Annotated in this window: 11 protein-coding genes and 3 pseudogenes; 4 read left to right on the forward strand and 10 right to left on the reverse strand. The window is 73.0% G+C overall.

The window, feature by feature from the left end; translation table 11 throughout:
• Window positions 1-125: pseudogene (locus ADK55_RS38070) on the reverse strand (IS5/IS1182 family transposase); the annotation flags it as partial.
• Between the two features lie 183 nt (window positions 126-308).
• Between ADK55_RS38070 and ADK55_RS29785 the strand changes: the two are divergent.
• Window positions 309-1,138, forward strand: a pseudogene (locus ADK55_RS29785) (class I SAM-dependent methyltransferase).
• Between the two features lie 415 nt (window positions 1,139-1,553).
• Here ADK55_RS29785 and ADK55_RS29790 read toward each other — a convergent pair.
• Both ADK55_RS29790 and ADK55_RS29795 read right to left on the reverse strand, forming a co-directional pair.
• Entirely contained in the window at window positions 1,554-2,156 is a 603-nt protein-coding gene (locus ADK55_RS29790; protein WP_053683039.1) for a TetR/AcrR family transcriptional regulator, read from the reverse strand.
• A complete protein-coding gene (locus tag ADK55_RS29795; protein WP_078999569.1) occupies window positions 2,153-3,277 on the reverse strand; it encodes a saccharopine dehydrogenase in 1,125 nt (374 codons plus the stop codon). The genes ADK55_RS29790 and ADK55_RS29795 overlap by 4 nt, the downstream gene beginning before the upstream one ends.
• A 115-nt stretch (window positions 3,278-3,392) precedes the next feature.
• Here ADK55_RS29795 and ADK55_RS40205 point away from each other — a divergent pair, with 115 nt between their 5' ends.
• Window positions 3,393-3,992 carry a DUF6221 family protein gene (locus ADK55_RS40205; RefSeq protein WP_234350310.1) on the forward strand — a complete coding sequence of 200 codons (600 nt, stop codon included), beginning with the start codon at window positions 3,393-3,395 and terminating at the stop codon, window positions 3,990-3,992.
• Window positions 3,993-4,421: 429 nt separating this feature from the next.
• On the opposite strand, the gene ADK55_RS29805 is transcribed toward ADK55_RS40205, so the two are convergent.
• A complete protein-coding gene (locus ADK55_RS29805; protein ID WP_053683040.1) occupies window positions 4,422-6,677 on the reverse strand; it encodes an MMPL family transporter in 2,256 nt (751 codons plus the stop codon).
• Window positions 6,678-6,768: 91 nt separating this feature from the next.
• Window positions 6,769-7,368 carry a hypothetical protein gene (locus tag ADK55_RS40210; RefSeq protein ID WP_234350311.1) on the reverse strand — a complete coding sequence of 200 codons (600 nt, stop codon included), beginning with the start codon at window positions 7,366-7,368 and terminating at the stop codon, window positions 6,769-6,771.
• 575 nt (window positions 7,369-7,943) lie between these two features.
• Here ADK55_RS40210 and ADK55_RS40215 point away from each other — a divergent pair.
• Window positions 7,944-8,588: an FMN-binding negative transcriptional regulator gene (locus tag ADK55_RS40215; protein ID WP_234350312.1), complete on the forward strand. Its 645-nt coding sequence runs from the start codon at window positions 7,944-7,946 to the stop codon at window positions 8,586-8,588.
• Between the two features lie 105 nt (window positions 8,589-8,693).
• Window positions 8,694-8,889: pseudogene (locus tag ADK55_RS41075) on the forward strand (IS30 family transposase); the annotation flags it as partial.
• Window positions 8,890-9,052: 163 nt separating this feature from the next.
• Here the strand turns inward: ADK55_RS41075 and ADK55_RS29820 are convergent.
• From ADK55_RS29820 to ADK55_RS29840, 5 genes are all read right to left on the reverse strand, one after another.
• Complete coding sequence (locus ADK55_RS29820) at window positions 9,053-9,730, reverse strand: LmbU family transcriptional regulator (RefSeq protein ID WP_078999564.1); 678 nt, start codon at window positions 9,728-9,730, stop codon at window positions 9,053-9,055.
• 926 nt (window positions 9,731-10,656) lie between these two features.
• On the reverse strand, window positions 10,657-11,184 hold the full coding sequence (locus ADK55_RS29825) for a hypothetical protein (protein WP_053683044.1): 528 nt from the start codon (window positions 11,182-11,184) through the stop codon (window positions 10,657-10,659).
• Between the two features lie 75 nt (window positions 11,185-11,259).
• Window positions 11,260-14,553: a non-ribosomal peptide synthetase gene (locus ADK55_RS29830; protein ID WP_078999566.1), complete on the reverse strand. Its 3,294-nt coding sequence runs from the start codon at window positions 14,551-14,553 to the stop codon at window positions 11,260-11,262.
• Between the two features lie 59 nt (window positions 14,554-14,612).
• Window positions 14,613-15,452, reverse strand: coding sequence for an SDR family oxidoreductase (locus ADK55_RS29835; protein WP_063839654.1), 840 nt, complete (start codon window positions 15,450-15,452; stop codon window positions 14,613-14,615).
• Between the two features lie 6 nt (window positions 15,453-15,458).
• Complete coding sequence (locus tag ADK55_RS29840) at window positions 15,459-16,181, reverse strand: thioesterase II family protein (protein WP_324611208.1); 723 nt, start codon at window positions 16,179-16,181, stop codon at window positions 15,459-15,461.
• Window positions 16,182-16,578 lie beyond the last annotated feature (397 nt).

A 16,578-nucleotide genomic window follows, 5' to 3' on the forward strand; every position in this document is an offset into this window, starting at 1 on the left:
GCCTGGCGGCCGGCGGTCAGTCGCCGCCACCGTGTACCGAGCTCCCGGCGCCTCGCGGTGAGCTGTCGCGTCAGATGCCGCAGGGTGCTGCTGGACAGATCGATCGAGGACGGGTAGACAAGCACGCGAAGCTCCTGACAGACACGGGTGATCTTGGCCGAGAACCCGTCTACCAGGAGCTTCGTCGTTCCGTACAGCCCTGAACCCACAACACCCCAGCATCACGGTCAGGTTGGAAAAGGCTCATTGTCTCCCTTTCCGCGCCGCCCCGCCTTAATAAGTGGGCAACCGCCCATTAATGTGGGCGCATGCCCACTTTATCGCGGGGACAGCCGGACAAGTCCGGGCCCGAGCCCCACCGCCACCGGCAGACAGCCGAGTCGTTCGGCGTGGACGCCGAACGCTACGACCGCGCCCGACCGCCGTATCCCGAGGCCCTGGTGGACAGATCGTCGCGGCAAGCCCGGGTCGGCGCGTCCTCGACGTCGGAGCCGGGACCGGTATCGAGGCCCGGCAATTCCAGGCGGCCGGATGCACGGTGCTCGGTGTCGAGCCCGACGAGCGGATGGCCGCCTTCGCGCGACGCAGCGGTGTCGAGGTCGAGGTCGCCAGGTTCGAGGACTGGCAGTCGGCCGGGCGGCAGTTCGACGCGGTCATCGCCGGCACCGCCTGGCACTGGGTGGACCCCGTCGCCGGCGCGGCCAAGACGGCCCAGGTGCTCCGGCCCGGCGACCGGCTCGCTCCCTTCCACCACGTCCCCCAGCTCCCGGCCGAGGTGATCGACGCCCTCGCCGAAGCACTCCAACGGGTCGCCCCCGATTCCCCGTTCAACCCCGGCCTGCTGAGAGGATCGGCCGTGGACGTCTACCAGCCACTGTTCGCGAAGATCGCCGACGGGATCCGGCAGACCGGCAGCTTCAGTGAGCCGGAACAGTGGCGCTTCGCCTGGGAGCGCACCTACTCCCGAGAGGAGTGGCTCGGCCAACTCCCCACCTTCGGCGGCCTCACCCAACTTCCCGCAGACAAAATGGCGGAGGTCCTGGACAGCGCCGGAACCGCGATCGACAAGCTCGGCGGACACGCCACCATGCCCTACACATCCGTCGTGATCACCTCGACCCGTTCCAACACGGCCTGACCGCCGCAACCGTCGGGCGTCGCCGCGCGAGCAGCCTGATGAGCTCGGCGACGCCCCCGGGGAGGCGGGACAGACTCTCCGGCTCCTTGCACCGGACCTCAGTCCAATGGCCTGTCCCGGCGGGCCACACGATTGCTGAAGATCAGCCGATCGGCCCACTGCTGACGCAACATGGAATCCAGAGTCTCAGCAGGACTCACTGCCAACGGAGCGGCTCAACCTACAGGCGTCATCCCGGGGAGTACGCGTCGGCGACGACGCGTGGGCTGGTCGACCACGAGAGCCGTCTGGAGCCGGCTCGGCTGCTGCCGGCGGACTTCGACCCGCAGGTGGTCGGGATTTTTTCGCCCAGCCGTGCCGTCCGCGGGCGCGGGTGGGTGGGGGCCGCCGGGATCGGCCGCCGCCCGAGCGATGATCAGGGACGGACATCGCCTTCGAGCAGGGCGAGCACCGTCTCGCGCAGGCGGGCGTCGGTGCCGGCCGTGCGGCGGCCGGTGATGCCGGAGCGGAACAGGGCTGACCCCTCCATGAGCATGACGAACACCTCGGCCCTGTGGTGTGCTTCGGCCACGGTCAAGCCCGGTGCCCGGTCCCGGAGGAACGCGGCCACGTGCGTGACGTACTGGTCGTAGAACGCGCGGACCGCCGAGGCCGCCTCGTCGTCGTGCGCGGCCAGCGCCCACACCTCGGTGAACAGCCGTACCAGGCGCGGGTCGTCGTGGTCGGAGAGGAGGCTGTCGAGCAGGGCTTCGTACCCGCTGCCGTGCGTGGGGGCGACGGTGAGGGCGGTGACCCGTTCCAGGGACGAGGAGAGGACGCGTTCGAGGAGCGCCGACAGGAGGGCGGCACGGGCGGGGAAGTAGTACTGGAGGTGACCCAGCCGGACGCCGGCCTCCTCGGCGACTGCCCGCAGGGTCAGTTCGGACCCTCCGGAAGAGGTGAGAACGCGCTCGGCCGCGTCGAGGAGAGCCGTACGCCGCTGCCGGCCCTTGGGCGTGGGCCCGGGTACGGTGCTCACGCGGCGGCCCGCTTTCCGGCCCGGCCGTGGCCCGTACCGAACGAGTCGTCCTCGTCGAAGACGATGCCGACACCGTGCCCGACGAGCAACTCGACCGCGCGGGCCGGATCCGGATGCTGCTCGGGGAAGACCAGGCCCCGGGGCGCGGGGGAGCCGTCGGTGCCGAGGACGCGACGCAGACCCACGACGGCCCCGACCGCCGTCAGGTGGTGTTGGCCGAGCGGGTCGGTGACGGTCGCGGTACGGGTACGTCCGCGGTGGGTGACGTCCACGCGCAGTCGGGCCGTTCCGCCCTCGCCCGGCGAGTGGAGCAGGGCCCGACGCGCCGGAGCCCAGCGTTCTCCGCCGGCCCAGCGGAAGAATCCCGTGCCGCGAAGAGCGAGGATCGCGCGGGTCGCGGCGGGGGAACTGAACCCGATGCGGGTGGCCGCGGTGGTGGTACCGAGAGTCAGCGGCAGGGTGAACTGTTCCGGGGTGTCGATGCGCGCCACACGCAAGGGCGTTCCACCGATGCGTACCGTGCGGGACTCGGTCATCGGAGAGGCGAGCCGGCGCCTCCCGCCGTCCACGACCTCGAACGCCACGCCCAGTCGGTCCATGAACTCGACGGAATCGGCTCCGGCCCGGTCGGCCATGTCCCACCGGACGGCGATCTCGACCTGCTCGGCGCCGCCCAGCTCCTCGGCAAGCACCGCTGCCACCAGGCTGCTGACCCCGCCCATCCAGGCGGACGACAGCAACACCGGCGCTGTCGGCCGGAGCAGGGCGGCGACCGTGACCGCCCGCTGCAGGCGGCCGGTCCACCGGGTGATGTCGACATAGGGCACGCCTGCCGCCGCGGCGGCGTGAAGCACCCGGTCCTCCGGATCGTTGACCGAGCTGATGACGGCGCGAACGCCCGCCCGGAAGGGCGCGGGGTCCGCCAGATCCCAGGCGCGCACCTCGGCCCCGACCTCGGCGGCCAGCGCCCTGCCGCGGTCGGGGTTGCGGCCGGTGAGCAGGGTCGGGGTGTCCACGGCCAGGATGCGGGCGATCTCGGCGCCCACGGTGCCGTATCCGCCGGTGATCAGGACGGGGCCGGAAGGGTCGGGGTACAGCTCGTCGCTCAGTTCGGTGATCATGCGCCACACTCTAGGTCAGATGACCTAGAAATGCGATTCCAAGGACCCGGGGGATGGTGTTGCCGATCGTTCTTCGAGAGGTGACGAAGCCCGGCCCACGGGCGAGGATGGCTTTGTGAGCGAAGACCTGGTGACGTTCCTCGAGGCGCGGCTGGATGAGGAGGCCGGCCTGGCTCGCTGCTGCGGCGGTGACGGATGCGGGCGGTGGTCTGCCCGGGGGCACACGGTCGACTTCTGTCAGGTGGAGCTCTCGGGCTTCCACCCCACGATTGCCGCACATGTGGCCCTGCACGACCCGGCCCGCATTCGGCGTGAGGTCGAGGCCAAGCGCCGCATCCTGGCCCGCCACGTCCTCAGTCCGGCCGTGGGGGAGCCGGAACCACCGTGGGACGACCGCGACGACTGTCAGTTCGACGGTGACCCCTGGCCGTGCGACGACCTGCTCGACCTCGCGTCACCCTACGTCGACCACCCCGACTTCCCCCGAGGCGCCCGAACCGCCTCATTCTCGTCTGCCATGAATGAACCCTGGAGACAGCCCACTTCCCGCCACAGCGACCAACTGGCGCGGGGCGGGGAGCGTCTGACAGCGCCGCCCTTTTCCGTCAAGAATCCGGGTTGTGCTGATCACCGACTGTCGTCGGAACCCGTCCCCAGCCAGGGCCGAGGGTCGTCTCGGCAGGAGTACCCGTGGTTGAACTTGCGCCAGGGATAGGGTAGTTGAGCGCGCCGCGGTTCGTTCTGACGGCCACCTTGGCGACCGGCGACGGGTGTCGGCGTGGCGGTTGCGGGAGCCTTGGCGGTGCTCTGCCGGCCGTCGTTCCCCAGTGGGTCGGGCTGGTCTACGGTGCGCTCTTCGCGATTCCGTTGATCAACTCGACATGGATCGGAGACCCGACGGGGACCGGGAGGGCATCTGAGAGGGGTGTCCGCACGCGTGCGGACACCCCTCCGCTTGTCAGACGGCTTCTCGGCGGCTTCTCGGCGACGGCCTTTCAGGCGGCGCGTCAGGTGGCTGCTGTCGAGATGCCACGGGAGGCGTCCCGGAATCGCGCCGGGCCAGGACCCCGCCGGGGCCGGGGCGGCCCAGGCAGCGGCTGGAGGGACCGTCCGGGCGCCGGTCCGTCGGGCGGTCCCTCCCCGGTCACGCCTGCCGGTCGGGGCGGACGCCGGCCGACTCGGTACGCCTGCCGGGCGGGACCGTTGCGGCCGGGCCGGTCGGTGACAGCCGGGCCCCCTCCACGTCCATGTCGGGCAGGACCCGGTCGAGCCAGCGGGGGATCCACCACGCCCGGTCATCCAGTAGGGCGAACAGCGCCGGCACGATCGCCATCCTGACGACGAACGCGTCGAACAGCACCGCGACCGCCAGCCCGAAACCGATCATCTGGATGAAGTCGTTGTCCTGCAGGATGAAGCCCGAGAACACGCTGATCATGATGAGCGCCGCGGCGGCCACCACCCGGCCGCCGTACCGGAACCCTGTCACCACGGCCTCCCGCGTGGAGGCCCCGTGGGTGTACGCCTCCCGCATCCGGGTCACCAGGAACACCTCGTAGTCCATCGCCAGGCCGAAGACCACACCGATCATGAAGATCGGCATCGTGCTCATCACGGGACCGGGCTCGTCCACCCCGAAGACGTCCGCCAACCAGCCCCACTGGAACACCGCCACGACCGCACCGAGGGCGGCGGCGACCGACAGCAGGAAGCCCAACGCGGCCTTGAGCGGCACCAGGACGGACCGGAAGACCAGCATCAGCAGCACGAACGCCAGCCCGACGACCAGGGCGAGGTACGGCACGAGCGCCTTGTCCAGGGTCTCGGAGAAGTCGATGAACATCGCCGTCTGTCCGGCTACCAGGACACGCCCTGCGGTGTCTCCCTCGATCTCGTGGGCGGCCTCGCGCAGGGAGCGGACCAGGTCCTCGGTCTTCAGGTCGGCGGGGCCGGTGGCCGGGACCACGTTGACGATCGCGGTGTCGCCCGCCTTGTTGGCCTGCGGCGGGCTCACCGAGACCACGCCGTCCTGGCGGGCGAGTCGCTCGCCGACGGTCACCGCGACGGCCGCCGCGTCGTCGGCCTCCACCGTCACCATCAGGGGGCCGTTGGAGCCGGGCCCGAACGACTCGGTGACCAGGTCGTAGGCCTTGCGCTGGGTTGTCTCGACGGCCATCGTGCCCTCGGACGGGAGCCCGAGTTCCAGGCCCGCGGCGGGGACGGCGACGGCGCCGAGCCCGACCACACCGATCAGGAGCACCGCGACCGGCCGCCGAAGCACCAGGCCGGCCCAGCGCACCGCGAGGTTGCCGTCCGCCCGGCCCGCCCGCTTCTCGGCCTTGCGCAGTGTGCGCGCCGAGGCGGGCTTGCCGTAGTGCTGGGCGCGGTCCCGGCGGCGCAGCACCTTGATCGGGGCGAACCCGAGGAGCGCGGGCACGAGGGTGACGGCGACCAGGACGGCGACGAGGACGGTGCCGGCGCCGGCCAGGCCCATCTTGGTCAGCAGCGGGATGTCGACGACGGCGAGGCCGGCGAGGGCCACGATCACGGTCAGGCCCGCGAAGACGACGGCCGAACCGGCGGTGCCCACGGCCCTGCCCGCGGCCTCCTCCCGCTCCCGCCCGTCGCCGATCTCCGCGCGGTAGCGGGAGATGACGAACAGGGCGTAGTCGATGCCCACGGCGAGGCCGAGCATCAGCGCGAGGGTCGAGGTGGTGGAGGACAGACCGAGGGCGCTGCCCAGAGCGACGATGCCGCAGATGCCCACGCCGACGCCCAGCAGTGCGGTCAGCAGCGGCATGCCGGCCGCCACCAGGGAGCCGAAGGTGGCGAGCAGGACCAAGGCGGCGACGGTGAGCCCGATGACCTCGCCCGACCCCATCGACTGGGACGGCGGCACCGCGTCGCCGCCCATCTCCACCGTCAGGCCGCTCGCGCGGGCGTCGGACACGGCCTTGGTGAGCGCGGCGTGAGTCTCCGGGCTGATGCTGGTCGCCCCGACCTCGTAGGCGACGGACGCGTACCCGGTGGTGCCGTCCTTGCTGACGGCCTGACCCCGGAACGGGTCGACGACGCTGACGACTTCGGGCGAGCGGGTGAGGTCGGCGACGAGTGCGTCGACCTTCGCCTTCTGCGCCGGGTCGGCGAGTTTGGCGCCGGCCGGCGCCCTCACCACGACCCGGGCCTTGGCGCCGTCGGTGCTGATGTCGGGAAACTTCTCCTTGAGGAGGTCGTAGGCCTTCTGGGTCTCCGTACCCGGCATGGTGAACGTGTCGGAGGGGAGGGGCGGGGCGGAAGCGGCGGCGAGCACCCCGCCCGCGAAGACCAGCATCCACAGCAGGAGGGTGAGGCCCCTGCGGCGGAAGGCCAGGCGGCCGAGTTTGTACAGGACTGTAGCCACAGCGAAAGAGCTCCTAACCGGACGTGCCGGGCAAGCGGTGGGCCGGGGGTGTGGGGCGACGGATCGTGGGGGTCGTGGAGGGTGTGGGGGCTCACGTGCCGTCGTCCGGCACGTCCCGTGCGGGTGGCGGGCCCGGGGCGCCGGCCGGCGGGCCGCCGGTGAGGGCCCGGAAGACGTTGTCCAGGTCCGGGGTGTGCACGGTGAGGGTCTCGGCTTCGATCGACGCGCGGTCCAGTACGTCCAGGACGGACCGGATCGCGTGGATGCCGCCGTCGGTGGGGACATAGAGGGCCAGGGCGTCGTCGTCCCGCGGCACCGGGCCGAAGGCCGCGACCGCCGATTCGTACGCGGGCGCGTCGGCGAACCGGAGCCGGATGTGACCGCGCGGGTCCTCGGGAGCGGGCACGGCCGGGCGCCGGGACCCGCGGGGCCCGGTCCGGCCGGTGTCCGGGGCCGGAGGGGTCACCACGAACTCCGGTGCCAGGCCGTCGAGCCGCAGGACCACGGAGCCGGGGGCCAGCTCACGGCTGACCTGACTCATGGCTTCGGACAGGGCGTTGAGCAGGACCAGCCTGGTCGCCGAGTCCAGCGGGGCGGCGAGCCGATCCGCCAGCGCGCGGGTGTCGTCACCCGCCTCGGCGACGGCCGCAAGCTCGCGTCGGAGGTGCTCGACATACGGCGTGAGGTCCATGACGTCATGATGGCACATCGGTGACGCCATTCCAGGGCCTGTGGGCGCCATCCGGCGACTTGGCCGGATCGCGCCGGGTAGGGCGTGTGGCTGAAATGTCGTGTTTTGAAGGGCATTTGCTGTTACGTCATGCGGTATTTGGCGAGGAGGCGGGGTGCGGAATGACGCCACTCGTGGCGCCATCGCCTGATGTGATGTCGGTGCAGGCGTGGTCGCCGTCCACGGGTGCCGCGGCGGACGATCCGTCACCGCACCGCACCGCACCGCACCGCACCTCGGCGAGGCCGTGCCACCACCGCATCGCACCTCGGCGAGGCCGTGCCGCTCCGCCCTCGGTGAGGCCGCGCGCGGAGCCTCGCTGCGCCGAGTCCCCGTGCCTGCGACGGCAATCCGGGATTCCACGTCTTTCCGGCCGCATTCGGACGCGCCCCGGGGCCAGAACTCTTGTCCCGTCGACGGGACAGCGGTCAAATGGCATTCCTGATCGGGCTCCGCCCACCCGGAATGCGAATCCCGAATACCCGTGGGCGCGCCGACTTCGCACCGCAGGGCCACCGAAGGGACGGTTCTTCCCCGTGTTCGTACCCGCTTTCTATCGCCAGCCGGAAACCTCGTGGATGGTCGATCTGATCAGAAACAACCCCCTCGCCCTCATGGTCGCCAACTCGGCAGGCCAGGATGCCCCGTTCGCCACGCACCTGCCGGTCATACCCGATCCGGACGCCGACGGTCCGTGGGCGCCGGACCTTTCCGGCACGATTCTGCTCGGGCACATGAACAGGGCCAATCCCCACTGGCGCGCCATGGAGACCGGTGATTCGGCGCTGCTTGCGTTCACCGGCCCGCACGCCTATGTATCACCCACCGTTTACGAAAGGTCCCCGGCGGCGCCCACTTGGAATTTCACCTCGGTCCATGTGCGCGGCAGCATCGTGAAGATCGAGGACACCGAGGAAACCCTTCACGTCGTGAAGAGCACCGTGCGGGCATTCGAGAAGGATTTCGGAGCCGACTGGGACATGGAGGAATCCCTCGGGTATTTCCGCCAGATCCTGCCCGGCGTCGGCGCGTTCCGCCTGACGGTGTCGGGAGCCGACGGCATGTTCAAACTGAGTCAGGAACAGGAGCCGGAGGTCCGTGACCGCGTCCGGCGGGACTTCGGCCGCCGGGACTGCGGCCGGCACCGCGAGACCGCGGCGCTCATGGACCGGCTCGCGTGACGGCGGGCCGCCGGGGCCAGGGCCCGTACCCCGAGGTCGGGTTCCCGTGGTTGCCGCCACACTCCGGTTGACGGGGTGCGAGGGACTTCGAGATCCGGTACCCGCTTCTGCGACCCCGCCGCGGCAGCCGGCGGCGCGGCTCCGACGAGAACACGAACGGTCTGCCGCGGCAGTACCTCGACAAAGGCGCCGAGCGGTGTGTCCACGACCCCGAGCACCTGGACGCGTAGCCGGCCGGCTCGACCGGTGCCCACGCGAAACGCTCGGCCGGGAACCCCCGGCCGAGCGCCTGCGTCAACTGCCCGGCGGCTGCCCCGCGGCCTGGTCAACACCACCACGTGGTGCGCCGGCCACCGGAAACCGTCCGGCTGCTGCGAGACCTGTGTCTCAATGGTGCTTCTGGGGCTGGTGCCACGCCTGGGGCTACCGGGCTACCGGGCCGTTCGCCCCGGCGGTGGTGCGGGTCACGCACTGAGGCCCGCACGTTCCTCCTCCTCCAGTGTCCGCTCCGCGGCCCGGTCGAGGGTGGCGAGCACCCACTGCTCGAAGTCGATGCCCGACCGTGCGGCCGCCCGGTGCCACCACTGGATCCGATGGCCGGGCAGGGCCAGTTGTCGCGTCGGCTCGGCCGGCTTGTGCGCGCCGATCCCCTCCCGGCGTCCGAGCCGGACGGCGTTGCGCAGCTGCTTGGTCGTCCACTCCATCTGCTCGGCCCGATCCAGCCACGTCTCCTGTTCCTCCGCGGACAGGGACGCCAGCTCCGCGTGATGCTGGAAGGTGAGCGCCGCCCGGCGCCGTCGTAAGTCGAAGCGCCTGGACACCCACGCGTAGTTGCGGAGCGTCTGGTACTGCAGGCCCGCGGCCCGGAGGCCGCGCTGGTAGCGGTCGGTGTAGTGGTCCTTGCCGTACACCAGCCAGTCACCGAGCCACCAGGACGAGGAGTTCACGATGCCGGAAAGCTGGCGTCCGGCCCGTTCCCAGTCGTCGAAGGTCAGTCCGGCCGGTATCCGCAGACCCACGTTCGTCGTGAGTACCTGGCTGCGGGGTGCGGAGCCCTCCGCTCTTCGCTGGCACGGCACGGTCTCCGAACGCTTGCCGAAGTGCGCGACCTTGGATCCGTCTCTGTCGGCGGACTCGTTCATCCTTAGATCCTCCCGTGTGGATGTGGCGTGCATGGCGTCGGAGCACGGCCGGCCCCCATCAGGGCAGGGCGGGGTGCTCGTATCGGGGTGGGGCATCGGTGGAGGGCGCGTGCTGCCTCGGGGACCGGCCGGGTGCCGTTCCCGTCAACGGCTTGAAGACGGACCGAGGCCCGATGATTCCCGCGCGCCCCGGATTCCGGTCGCGGGCCCCGGGGGCGGGACGAGGGGCGTGGCCCCGTGCGTCAGGCGCGGGGTGTCCGGGGCGCGGTGTCCGGGGCGCGGCGCCGCCCCGCCGCCCGCCGGCCGCGGTCATGCGTCGGTCTCTTCGTCGCCGCGTACGCCCTGACCACAAGTCCTCCCCCGACTTGGCAGCTTCCGGCAGGCTGTTGCCCTCGATATCGAGCGGACCTCGAGGACGCGCCCGAAAGACCGTTCCAGTAGAACCCGCCACCGTCGCAATGTTCAAGGAACGTGCCCGTCGGCCGGACACAGTCGTCGGGCCGGTGCCGGCCCTCGCCGCGCGGGTAGGGCGGCCGTGGATACGGATGCTCGGATTCCGCCTCCGGGGCAAGCCGATCCAGTCATCCGGAAGATCGGATTCCGCCACAGGGGGAGGGCTGGAGGGCAAGGAAGGGCCGCGGCCGACCACGGCCGGGACGGCGTGCGGGGCGCGCGGAGCGCGGAGCGTGCGCGAAGGGGCGTCGGCCCGGGGGTGGTGGGGCGTGCGCTCACGCGGACGGGGGGCGTGCGGCGTCGGCCCGGCGGCGGTGGGGCGTGCGCCTCACGCGGAGGGAGGGTGTGCGCTCACGCGGACGGGGTGTGCGCCTCGCGCGGAGGGAGGGCGGTGCCCCGCACGCTCCGCGGCCCGCGCGGCGCACACGACCGGACCGGTCAGTCCCGCGCGGGCGGCGCCGGGGGCCGCGGGGTCACTTCACCCAGCCCGTGTAGCTCTGGCCGCCGTGTGGCGCGCGCGGTTCGGGGCGGCGGCCCGGCTCCTCGTGGCCGAGCATCCCCGAAGCCGCCCGGACGAGCCAGGCGTTGACCGACAGGCCCTCCCGGCCGGCCGCCTCCTCGATCCTGGCCTTCAGCTGCTCGGGCGGACGGAAGTTGATGCGGGAAGTGGCGCCGTCCTTCGCGGCGCTGCCGACGGGCAGTGGCGGCAGTGCGACGTCGAGCGGCTGCGCGGCGGGGCCCCCGGCCGGATCCTCGGACGGCGGGAGGGTGACGACGAAACGCGGGTCGAGGCCACGCAGCCGGACCTCGACGGAGCCCGGGGCGAGCTCCCGGGTGATCTCGTCCGCGGCCGCCGACAGGGCGTCGAGCAGGACCAGCCGGACGGCGGAGTTCAGCGGCGCGACCAGCCGTTCGGCGACTTCGCGCGTCTGCGCGTCGCCCGCCTCCGCGGCGGTCACCAGTTCCTGCCGCAGATCGTCGACATAGCGCATGAGTTCCATGGCGTCATCCTCACGCTGACGTGGGGCGACGTGCAAGTCGCCCGGCCCGGGCGGCCGGGTCGGCCGAGCGCCGGGCTACGCCGGCACCCCGGGCCGTGCGGCGTCGTCCGTGCCGCCGACCAGTCCCTCGACGAACGTGACGAACAGGGCCGCGGTGGAGTGGGTGTAGAAGTCGCGGACCGTCACGCGGGGCAGACCCCGCTCGCGCAGGGCGCCGAGCGCGTGCACGACCAGGAGCGAGTTGCCGCCGAGCTCGAAGAAGTTGTCCTCCGGGGTCACCTCGCGGCGCAGGCACGCGCTCCAGACCTCCAGCACCACCTTCGCCACACCACCTCCCTGGCCGGGGGAGTCCGCGCCGGGTGCGCCGGTCGTGGGGTCGTCGGCCGGGTTCCTCGCCGAGCCGGATCCGACGCCGCTCGCCCGTGCTGCCGCTCCGGCCGCCGCTGCCGCTCCGGCCGCTCCGGCCGCGGCGGGCGCGGGGAGTCGGGCGACATCGGGCTTGCCGTTGGCGGTCAGGGGGATGGCGGGCAGGACGGTGAGCGTCGAGGGGACCATGTACTCGGGCAGGATGCGGCGGGCTTCGTCGAGCAGCCCGCGCGGAGCGGTCGCGTTGTCGTGCTCCTCGGCGAGGACCACGTACGCGTCGATCCTCGCGCCCCCAGGACCGCCCCCAGGACCGCCCGCCGGACCGCCTCCCGGACCGCCTCCCGGACCACCCGCCGGACCGCCTCCCGGACCGTCCGCCGGCTCCCCGGGCGGATCCTGGGCGACCACGACGAGCGCGGCGTCCACGCCGGGGGCCGCGGCGAGTACGGACCGGATCTCGTCCAGCTCGATCCGGTGCCCGCGGACCTTGACCTGGTTGTCCAGCCTGCCGAGGTGGTCGAGTCGGCCGTCGGGGTGCAACCGGCCCTTGTCGCCGCTGCGGTAGAGACGTTCCCCGGTGACCGGATCGGTGACGAAGCGCTGCGCCGTCAGCTCCGCGCGGCCCAGGTAGCCGTGGGCCAGGCCCGCCCCGCCGACGTGGATCTCGCCCGCCGCCCCCGGCGGCAGCAGCCGGCCGCGCGCGTCGCGGACCGACAGCGACCAGCCCGGCAGGGCATGGCCCACCGACCGGGACCCGGCCGCGAGTTCGGCGGGGGTGACGGACTGCGCGGTGACGTGAACGGTGGTCTCGGTGATGCCGAACATGTTCACCACCCGGCAGAGGGCGGGGGAGTGGCGGGCGAACCACGGCCCCAGGACCCGTACGTCCAGCGGCTCGCCACCGAAGATCAGCAGCCTGACCGCCAGGTCCCGGCCCGCGGACCGGTCGGTACGCACGAGCGGGGTGAAGGCGGACGGGGTCTGGTTGAGCACGGTGACCCGCTCCTCGGCCAGCAGCCGGTGGAACTCCTCCGTGTCGCGCGTGGTCCAGTACGGGACGACGACCAGTCGGCCCCCGGTCAGCAGGCAACCCCACATCTCCCACACCGAGAAGTCGAAGGCGGTGGAGTGGAAGAGGGTCCACACGTCGTCCGGGCCCAGCGCGAAGTCGGCGGAAGTGGCGTCGAGCAGCGCGGTGACGTTGCGGTGCGGGATGACGACCCCCTTGGGGCGGCCGGTCGAACCCGAGGTGTAGATCACGTACGCGGCGTCGTCCGCCCCGTCCGCCCCGTCCGCCCCGGACGTGGAAGCGGCTCGCGGGGAGGGCGGGAGCGGCGTGCGGGCCAGGTCCTCGACATCGGCCACCTGGACGCCGGGTACGGCCGGAAGGTGACCGGGATCGCCGATCACGACCGGGACCCCCGCGTCCTCGACGGTGTACCGCAACCGGTCCTGTGGGTACCGGAAGTCCATGGGGACGTACGCGCAGCCCGCCCGCAGGATGCCCAGCAACGCCGCGACGAGCGGCGTACCGCGGTCGAGGCAGACGCCCACCAGGCTGCCGGGGGAGACGCCGCGGGCCCACAGCCCGGCGGCGATCGCGTCGGCCCGATCCTGTAGTTGGCGATACGTCAGTGTCGTGGTGCCGTCCGTGACGGCGACGGAGTCCGGCGAGCGGCGCGCCACTTCCTCGAAGCGCCGGTCGATCCGCGGCGCGGCCGGGCGCGCCCGGCCGTCCGTCCCCGGGCGTTCCCCGCCGGCGGGCACCGGGGTTCCGAGGCCGCCGCGCCGCAGCACTTCCGCCGCCTCCGACGGTGCCAGCAGGGGCAGTGCCGTCAGGGGGCGGTCGTCGTCCGTCGCGAGCCGGCCCGCGGCGCGTTCCACCGCGGCGCAGAAGTGCTCCACGACCTCGGGGGCGAACACGCCCTCGTCGTACCAGGCGGACGCCCGCACGGTGCCGTCCGTGCCCTGTGCGCAGTGCAGGGCGAGCGGAAAGACCGGCGCCAGCGCGGGCAGGTGGGCGCCGGACTCCTCGGCGGCGGTGGCCACCACCACCCCCACCGCGGGCAGCGCCTCGACGTCGGCGGCCCGGGCGGCGGCCGACAGCGCGGGCGCACCCGCGTCCTCGTCCACCGGGCCGATCCGAAGGACGGCCAACCCGTCGCCGTCCCGCCGGGTGTCCAGCAGGCCCACCTCCGCTTCGGGCTCGCCGGTGTACCGCGTGAGCGTCAGGGCCACGGCGGCGAGCAGCAGGCCCGAGTCCAGGGCGCCGCGGGGCAGGGCCAGGGCGCGGGCGCTGGTCACGCCGTGCCGGCCCGGGTCGCCGAGCCCCCAGTCGACGTGCGGCCGGCGGCCCCCGCGGGCCGTACCGGCGGGGGAGGGGACGTCCGTCGCGGCACCGGTGGATTCCCCGACAACCGTGGCCGCCGCGCCGGGTACGACGCCCGCACCGGCGACGGCGACGGCGGCGGTGCCGTCGGCTCGGCCGGCGCCGCGCGCCGCGCCGGTACGCCCGTCGGCCGGGGGGCGCGCCCGCCCGGTCGCCACGTCCGCCAGTCGGCGCAGCGCGGTCGCCGGCACGGCGGACCGTTCCGCGACGAGGACCAGGTGCGCCGTGCCGTCGGTGTGGCTCAGCAGCGTGGCGCGTACCGGGGAGAGCCCGGCCCGGACCGGGCGCAGCGCCTCGCGGTGCAGCCGCTCCCGCGCGACCGCCCCCTCCGCGGGGGCCGGCACGGCCGTCTCCCACAGGCGGATGCCCTCCCCGGCGCCGCCGTTGACCGGCGAAGGTGCCGTGTCGGCCAGGCGTCGGCGCAGTGCGGCGGCGTCCGCCGGGGCCGGCAGCGGCACGACCAGCGCGTGACAGTCCCGACCCCGGGCGGACAGCGGTCGGCCCGAGGGCAGGATCGCGTCCCAGAGGGGCGGGGTCCCGGGCTCCGCGTCCGCGGGGCGGGGTCGCTCCGCGGCCAGGACCGCCGGGTGCGGGGGTGCGGTCGGTGTCACCATGATCGGGTCTCCTGCCGGGGTCGGAGCGGTGGGATGGCTGAACGCCTGCGCCGGGGTGCTCACCTGCTCGTGAACCCTCCGTCCACGGTGATCACCGAGCCGGTGACCTGTCGTGTGTCGTCGCCGGCGAGCCAGGTGGCCGCGCCCGCGACGTCGGAGGTCTCCACGAACGCGTTCATCGGCTGGTCGCGAAGGAAGATCTCCTCGTACTGGCCGGCGGGCACGTCCAGCGAACGGGCGATCTCGGCCAGCATCCGGCCCTCGACCAGCGGGTTGTCGCGCACCGAACCCGGGCAGAGCGCGTTGACCCGCACCCGGTGCGGGGCGTAGTCGAGCGCCGCCGCCTTCGTCAGTCCGACGAGGCCGTGCTTGGCGGCGACGTACCCGCTGAAGTGCCGGTACCCGACGAGTCCCGCGGTGGAGGCGACGTTGACGATGCTCCCGGACCGCTGTTTCACCATCACCGGAGCCAGCGCTTTGATCATTCGCCAGGCGCCGGTCAGGTCGACGTCCAGCATCAGGGCCCAGTCGGCCTCGTCGATCTCGTCCAACACCAGACCCGAAGGTGCGGCGATCCCCGCGTTGTTGACCAGGACGTCCACTGCGTGGAACCGCTCCAGCACCTCCGTGACGGCCTCCCGGACCCGGACCGGATCGCGCACGTCCACCCGCGCCGTGACCACCGCGGCCCCGGCCCGCTCGCACAGCGCGGCCGTGTGCTCCAACTGCTCAGGGCTGCCGAGCGGGTAGCCCACGGCGGGCAGGTCGCCCGCGATGTCGAACAGCGCGACGTCGGCCCCCTCCCGCGCGAACCGGACCGCGCACTCCCTGCCGATCCCGCGGGCCGCGCCCGTGATCACCGCGGTCTTGCCCTCCAGCAACCCCGTCCCGGTACCCACGCCGGATCAGCTCCCGGTGACGGTGCGCAGCAGGGCCGCGGTGGAGTCCGCCAGGTACATGTGCCCGCCGGGCAGTTCGGCGTACCGGAACTCCGCCTCGGTGACCTGCGCCCACTGGCGGGCGTGCTCGGCGGACACCAGTTCGTCGGTCGCGCCGCGCAGCGCCGTGACCGGGATCCGGAGCGGCACGTCCGAGGACGGCTTGTAGTTCTCGTGCATCGCGACGTCGGCGCGCAGCAAGGGCAGCAGCAGCTCCCGCAGATCGGGGTCGTCGAACGCCGCGTGCCGGTACCCGGCGAACTCCTGGACCCGCAGCAGGAACTCCTCGTCGCTCAGGCCCGTGGCCCGCGCGTCGCGGCCGTTGAACGGCCCCGGCGAGCCGCTGACGAAGAGGCGCGCCGGACCGGGCCGGCCGAGCTCTTGGAGCCCGCGGGCCACCTCGTAGCCGAGGACCGCGCCCAGGCTGTGTCCGAAGATGCCGAATTCCTCGTACCCGGAGGTGAGTTCGTCGATCCGCGGGACCAGGGCGGCGGCGGCGTCGATGGCGTCGGTGAACGGCTCCTCCAGGAACAGCTCCTCGCGCCCCGGCAGCTGTACCGGAATGACCCGGACGGCCGGCAGGGCGTCGGGCACCCAGGCACGGTAGAACCCCGCGCCGCTGCCGGCGAAGGGCAGACAGACCAACGGAAACGGCTGTGACGGCATGAGCTCCCCGTTCGTTTCGGGCATGTGGAAGGCCGGACCGCGGGCGGCGGGCCGGGCAGGACGACGGACCGGTCCGGACACGGCGCCAGGACGCGGCGCCCCGGCCACGGCGCCCCGGACGCGCCGGTCCCCGACGGGTACCGGGGCGCGGTGCCCCCGGGCAGGTGGTGTGGTCCGCCGGTCGGGCAGGCGCGAGCGGCGCGTACGCGCCGCACCGTGCGACGTCGCACGGTGCCCGCCGGCCCGTCGCCCGGGGCGCACCCCAGGTCGGCCGACGCTGTCGCGGAAGGTCCCGGAGGCGTCCGGCCGCTTCACCGTAAGCCGATCGAGGTGTCCTGTCGACAGCCGATCGAAGTGTCCTGTCGACGGGACGCACCCGCCGCGGCACCCGCCCCGGCGACCGCTTGACCCGGCCGGATCC

The sequence above is a fragment of the Streptomyces sp. WM4235 genome (assembly GCF_001279725.1).
Taxonomy (GTDB): domain Bacteria; phylum Actinomycetota; class Actinomycetes; order Streptomycetales; family Streptomycetaceae; genus Streptomyces.

Excerpts from the sequence above, each read along its gene's own strand:
- ADK55_RS29795 (WP_078999569.1), bottom strand. The coding sequence starts at position 3,277 with ATGATCACCGAACTGAGCGACGAGCTGTACCCCGACCCTTCCGGCCCC.
- ADK55_RS40210 (WP_234350311.1), bottom strand. The coding sequence starts at position 7,368 with ATGGACCTCACGCCGTATGTCGAGCACCTCCGACGCGAGCTTGCGGCC.
- ADK55_RS29820 (WP_078999564.1), bottom strand. The coding sequence starts at position 9,730 with ATGAACGAGTCCGCCGACAGAGACGGATCCAAGGTCGCGCACTTCGGC.
- ADK55_RS29825 (WP_053683044.1), bottom strand. The coding sequence starts at position 11,184 with ATGGAACTCATGCGCTATGTCGACGATCTGCGGCAGGAACTGGTGACC.
- ADK55_RS29830 (WP_078999566.1), bottom strand. The coding sequence starts at position 14,553 with ATGGTGACACCGACCGCACCCCCGCACCCGGCGGTCCTGGCCGCGGAG.
- ADK55_RS29840 (WP_324611208.1), bottom strand. The coding sequence starts at position 16,181 with ATGCCCGAAACGAACGGGGAGCTCATGCCGTCACAGCCGTTTCCGTTG.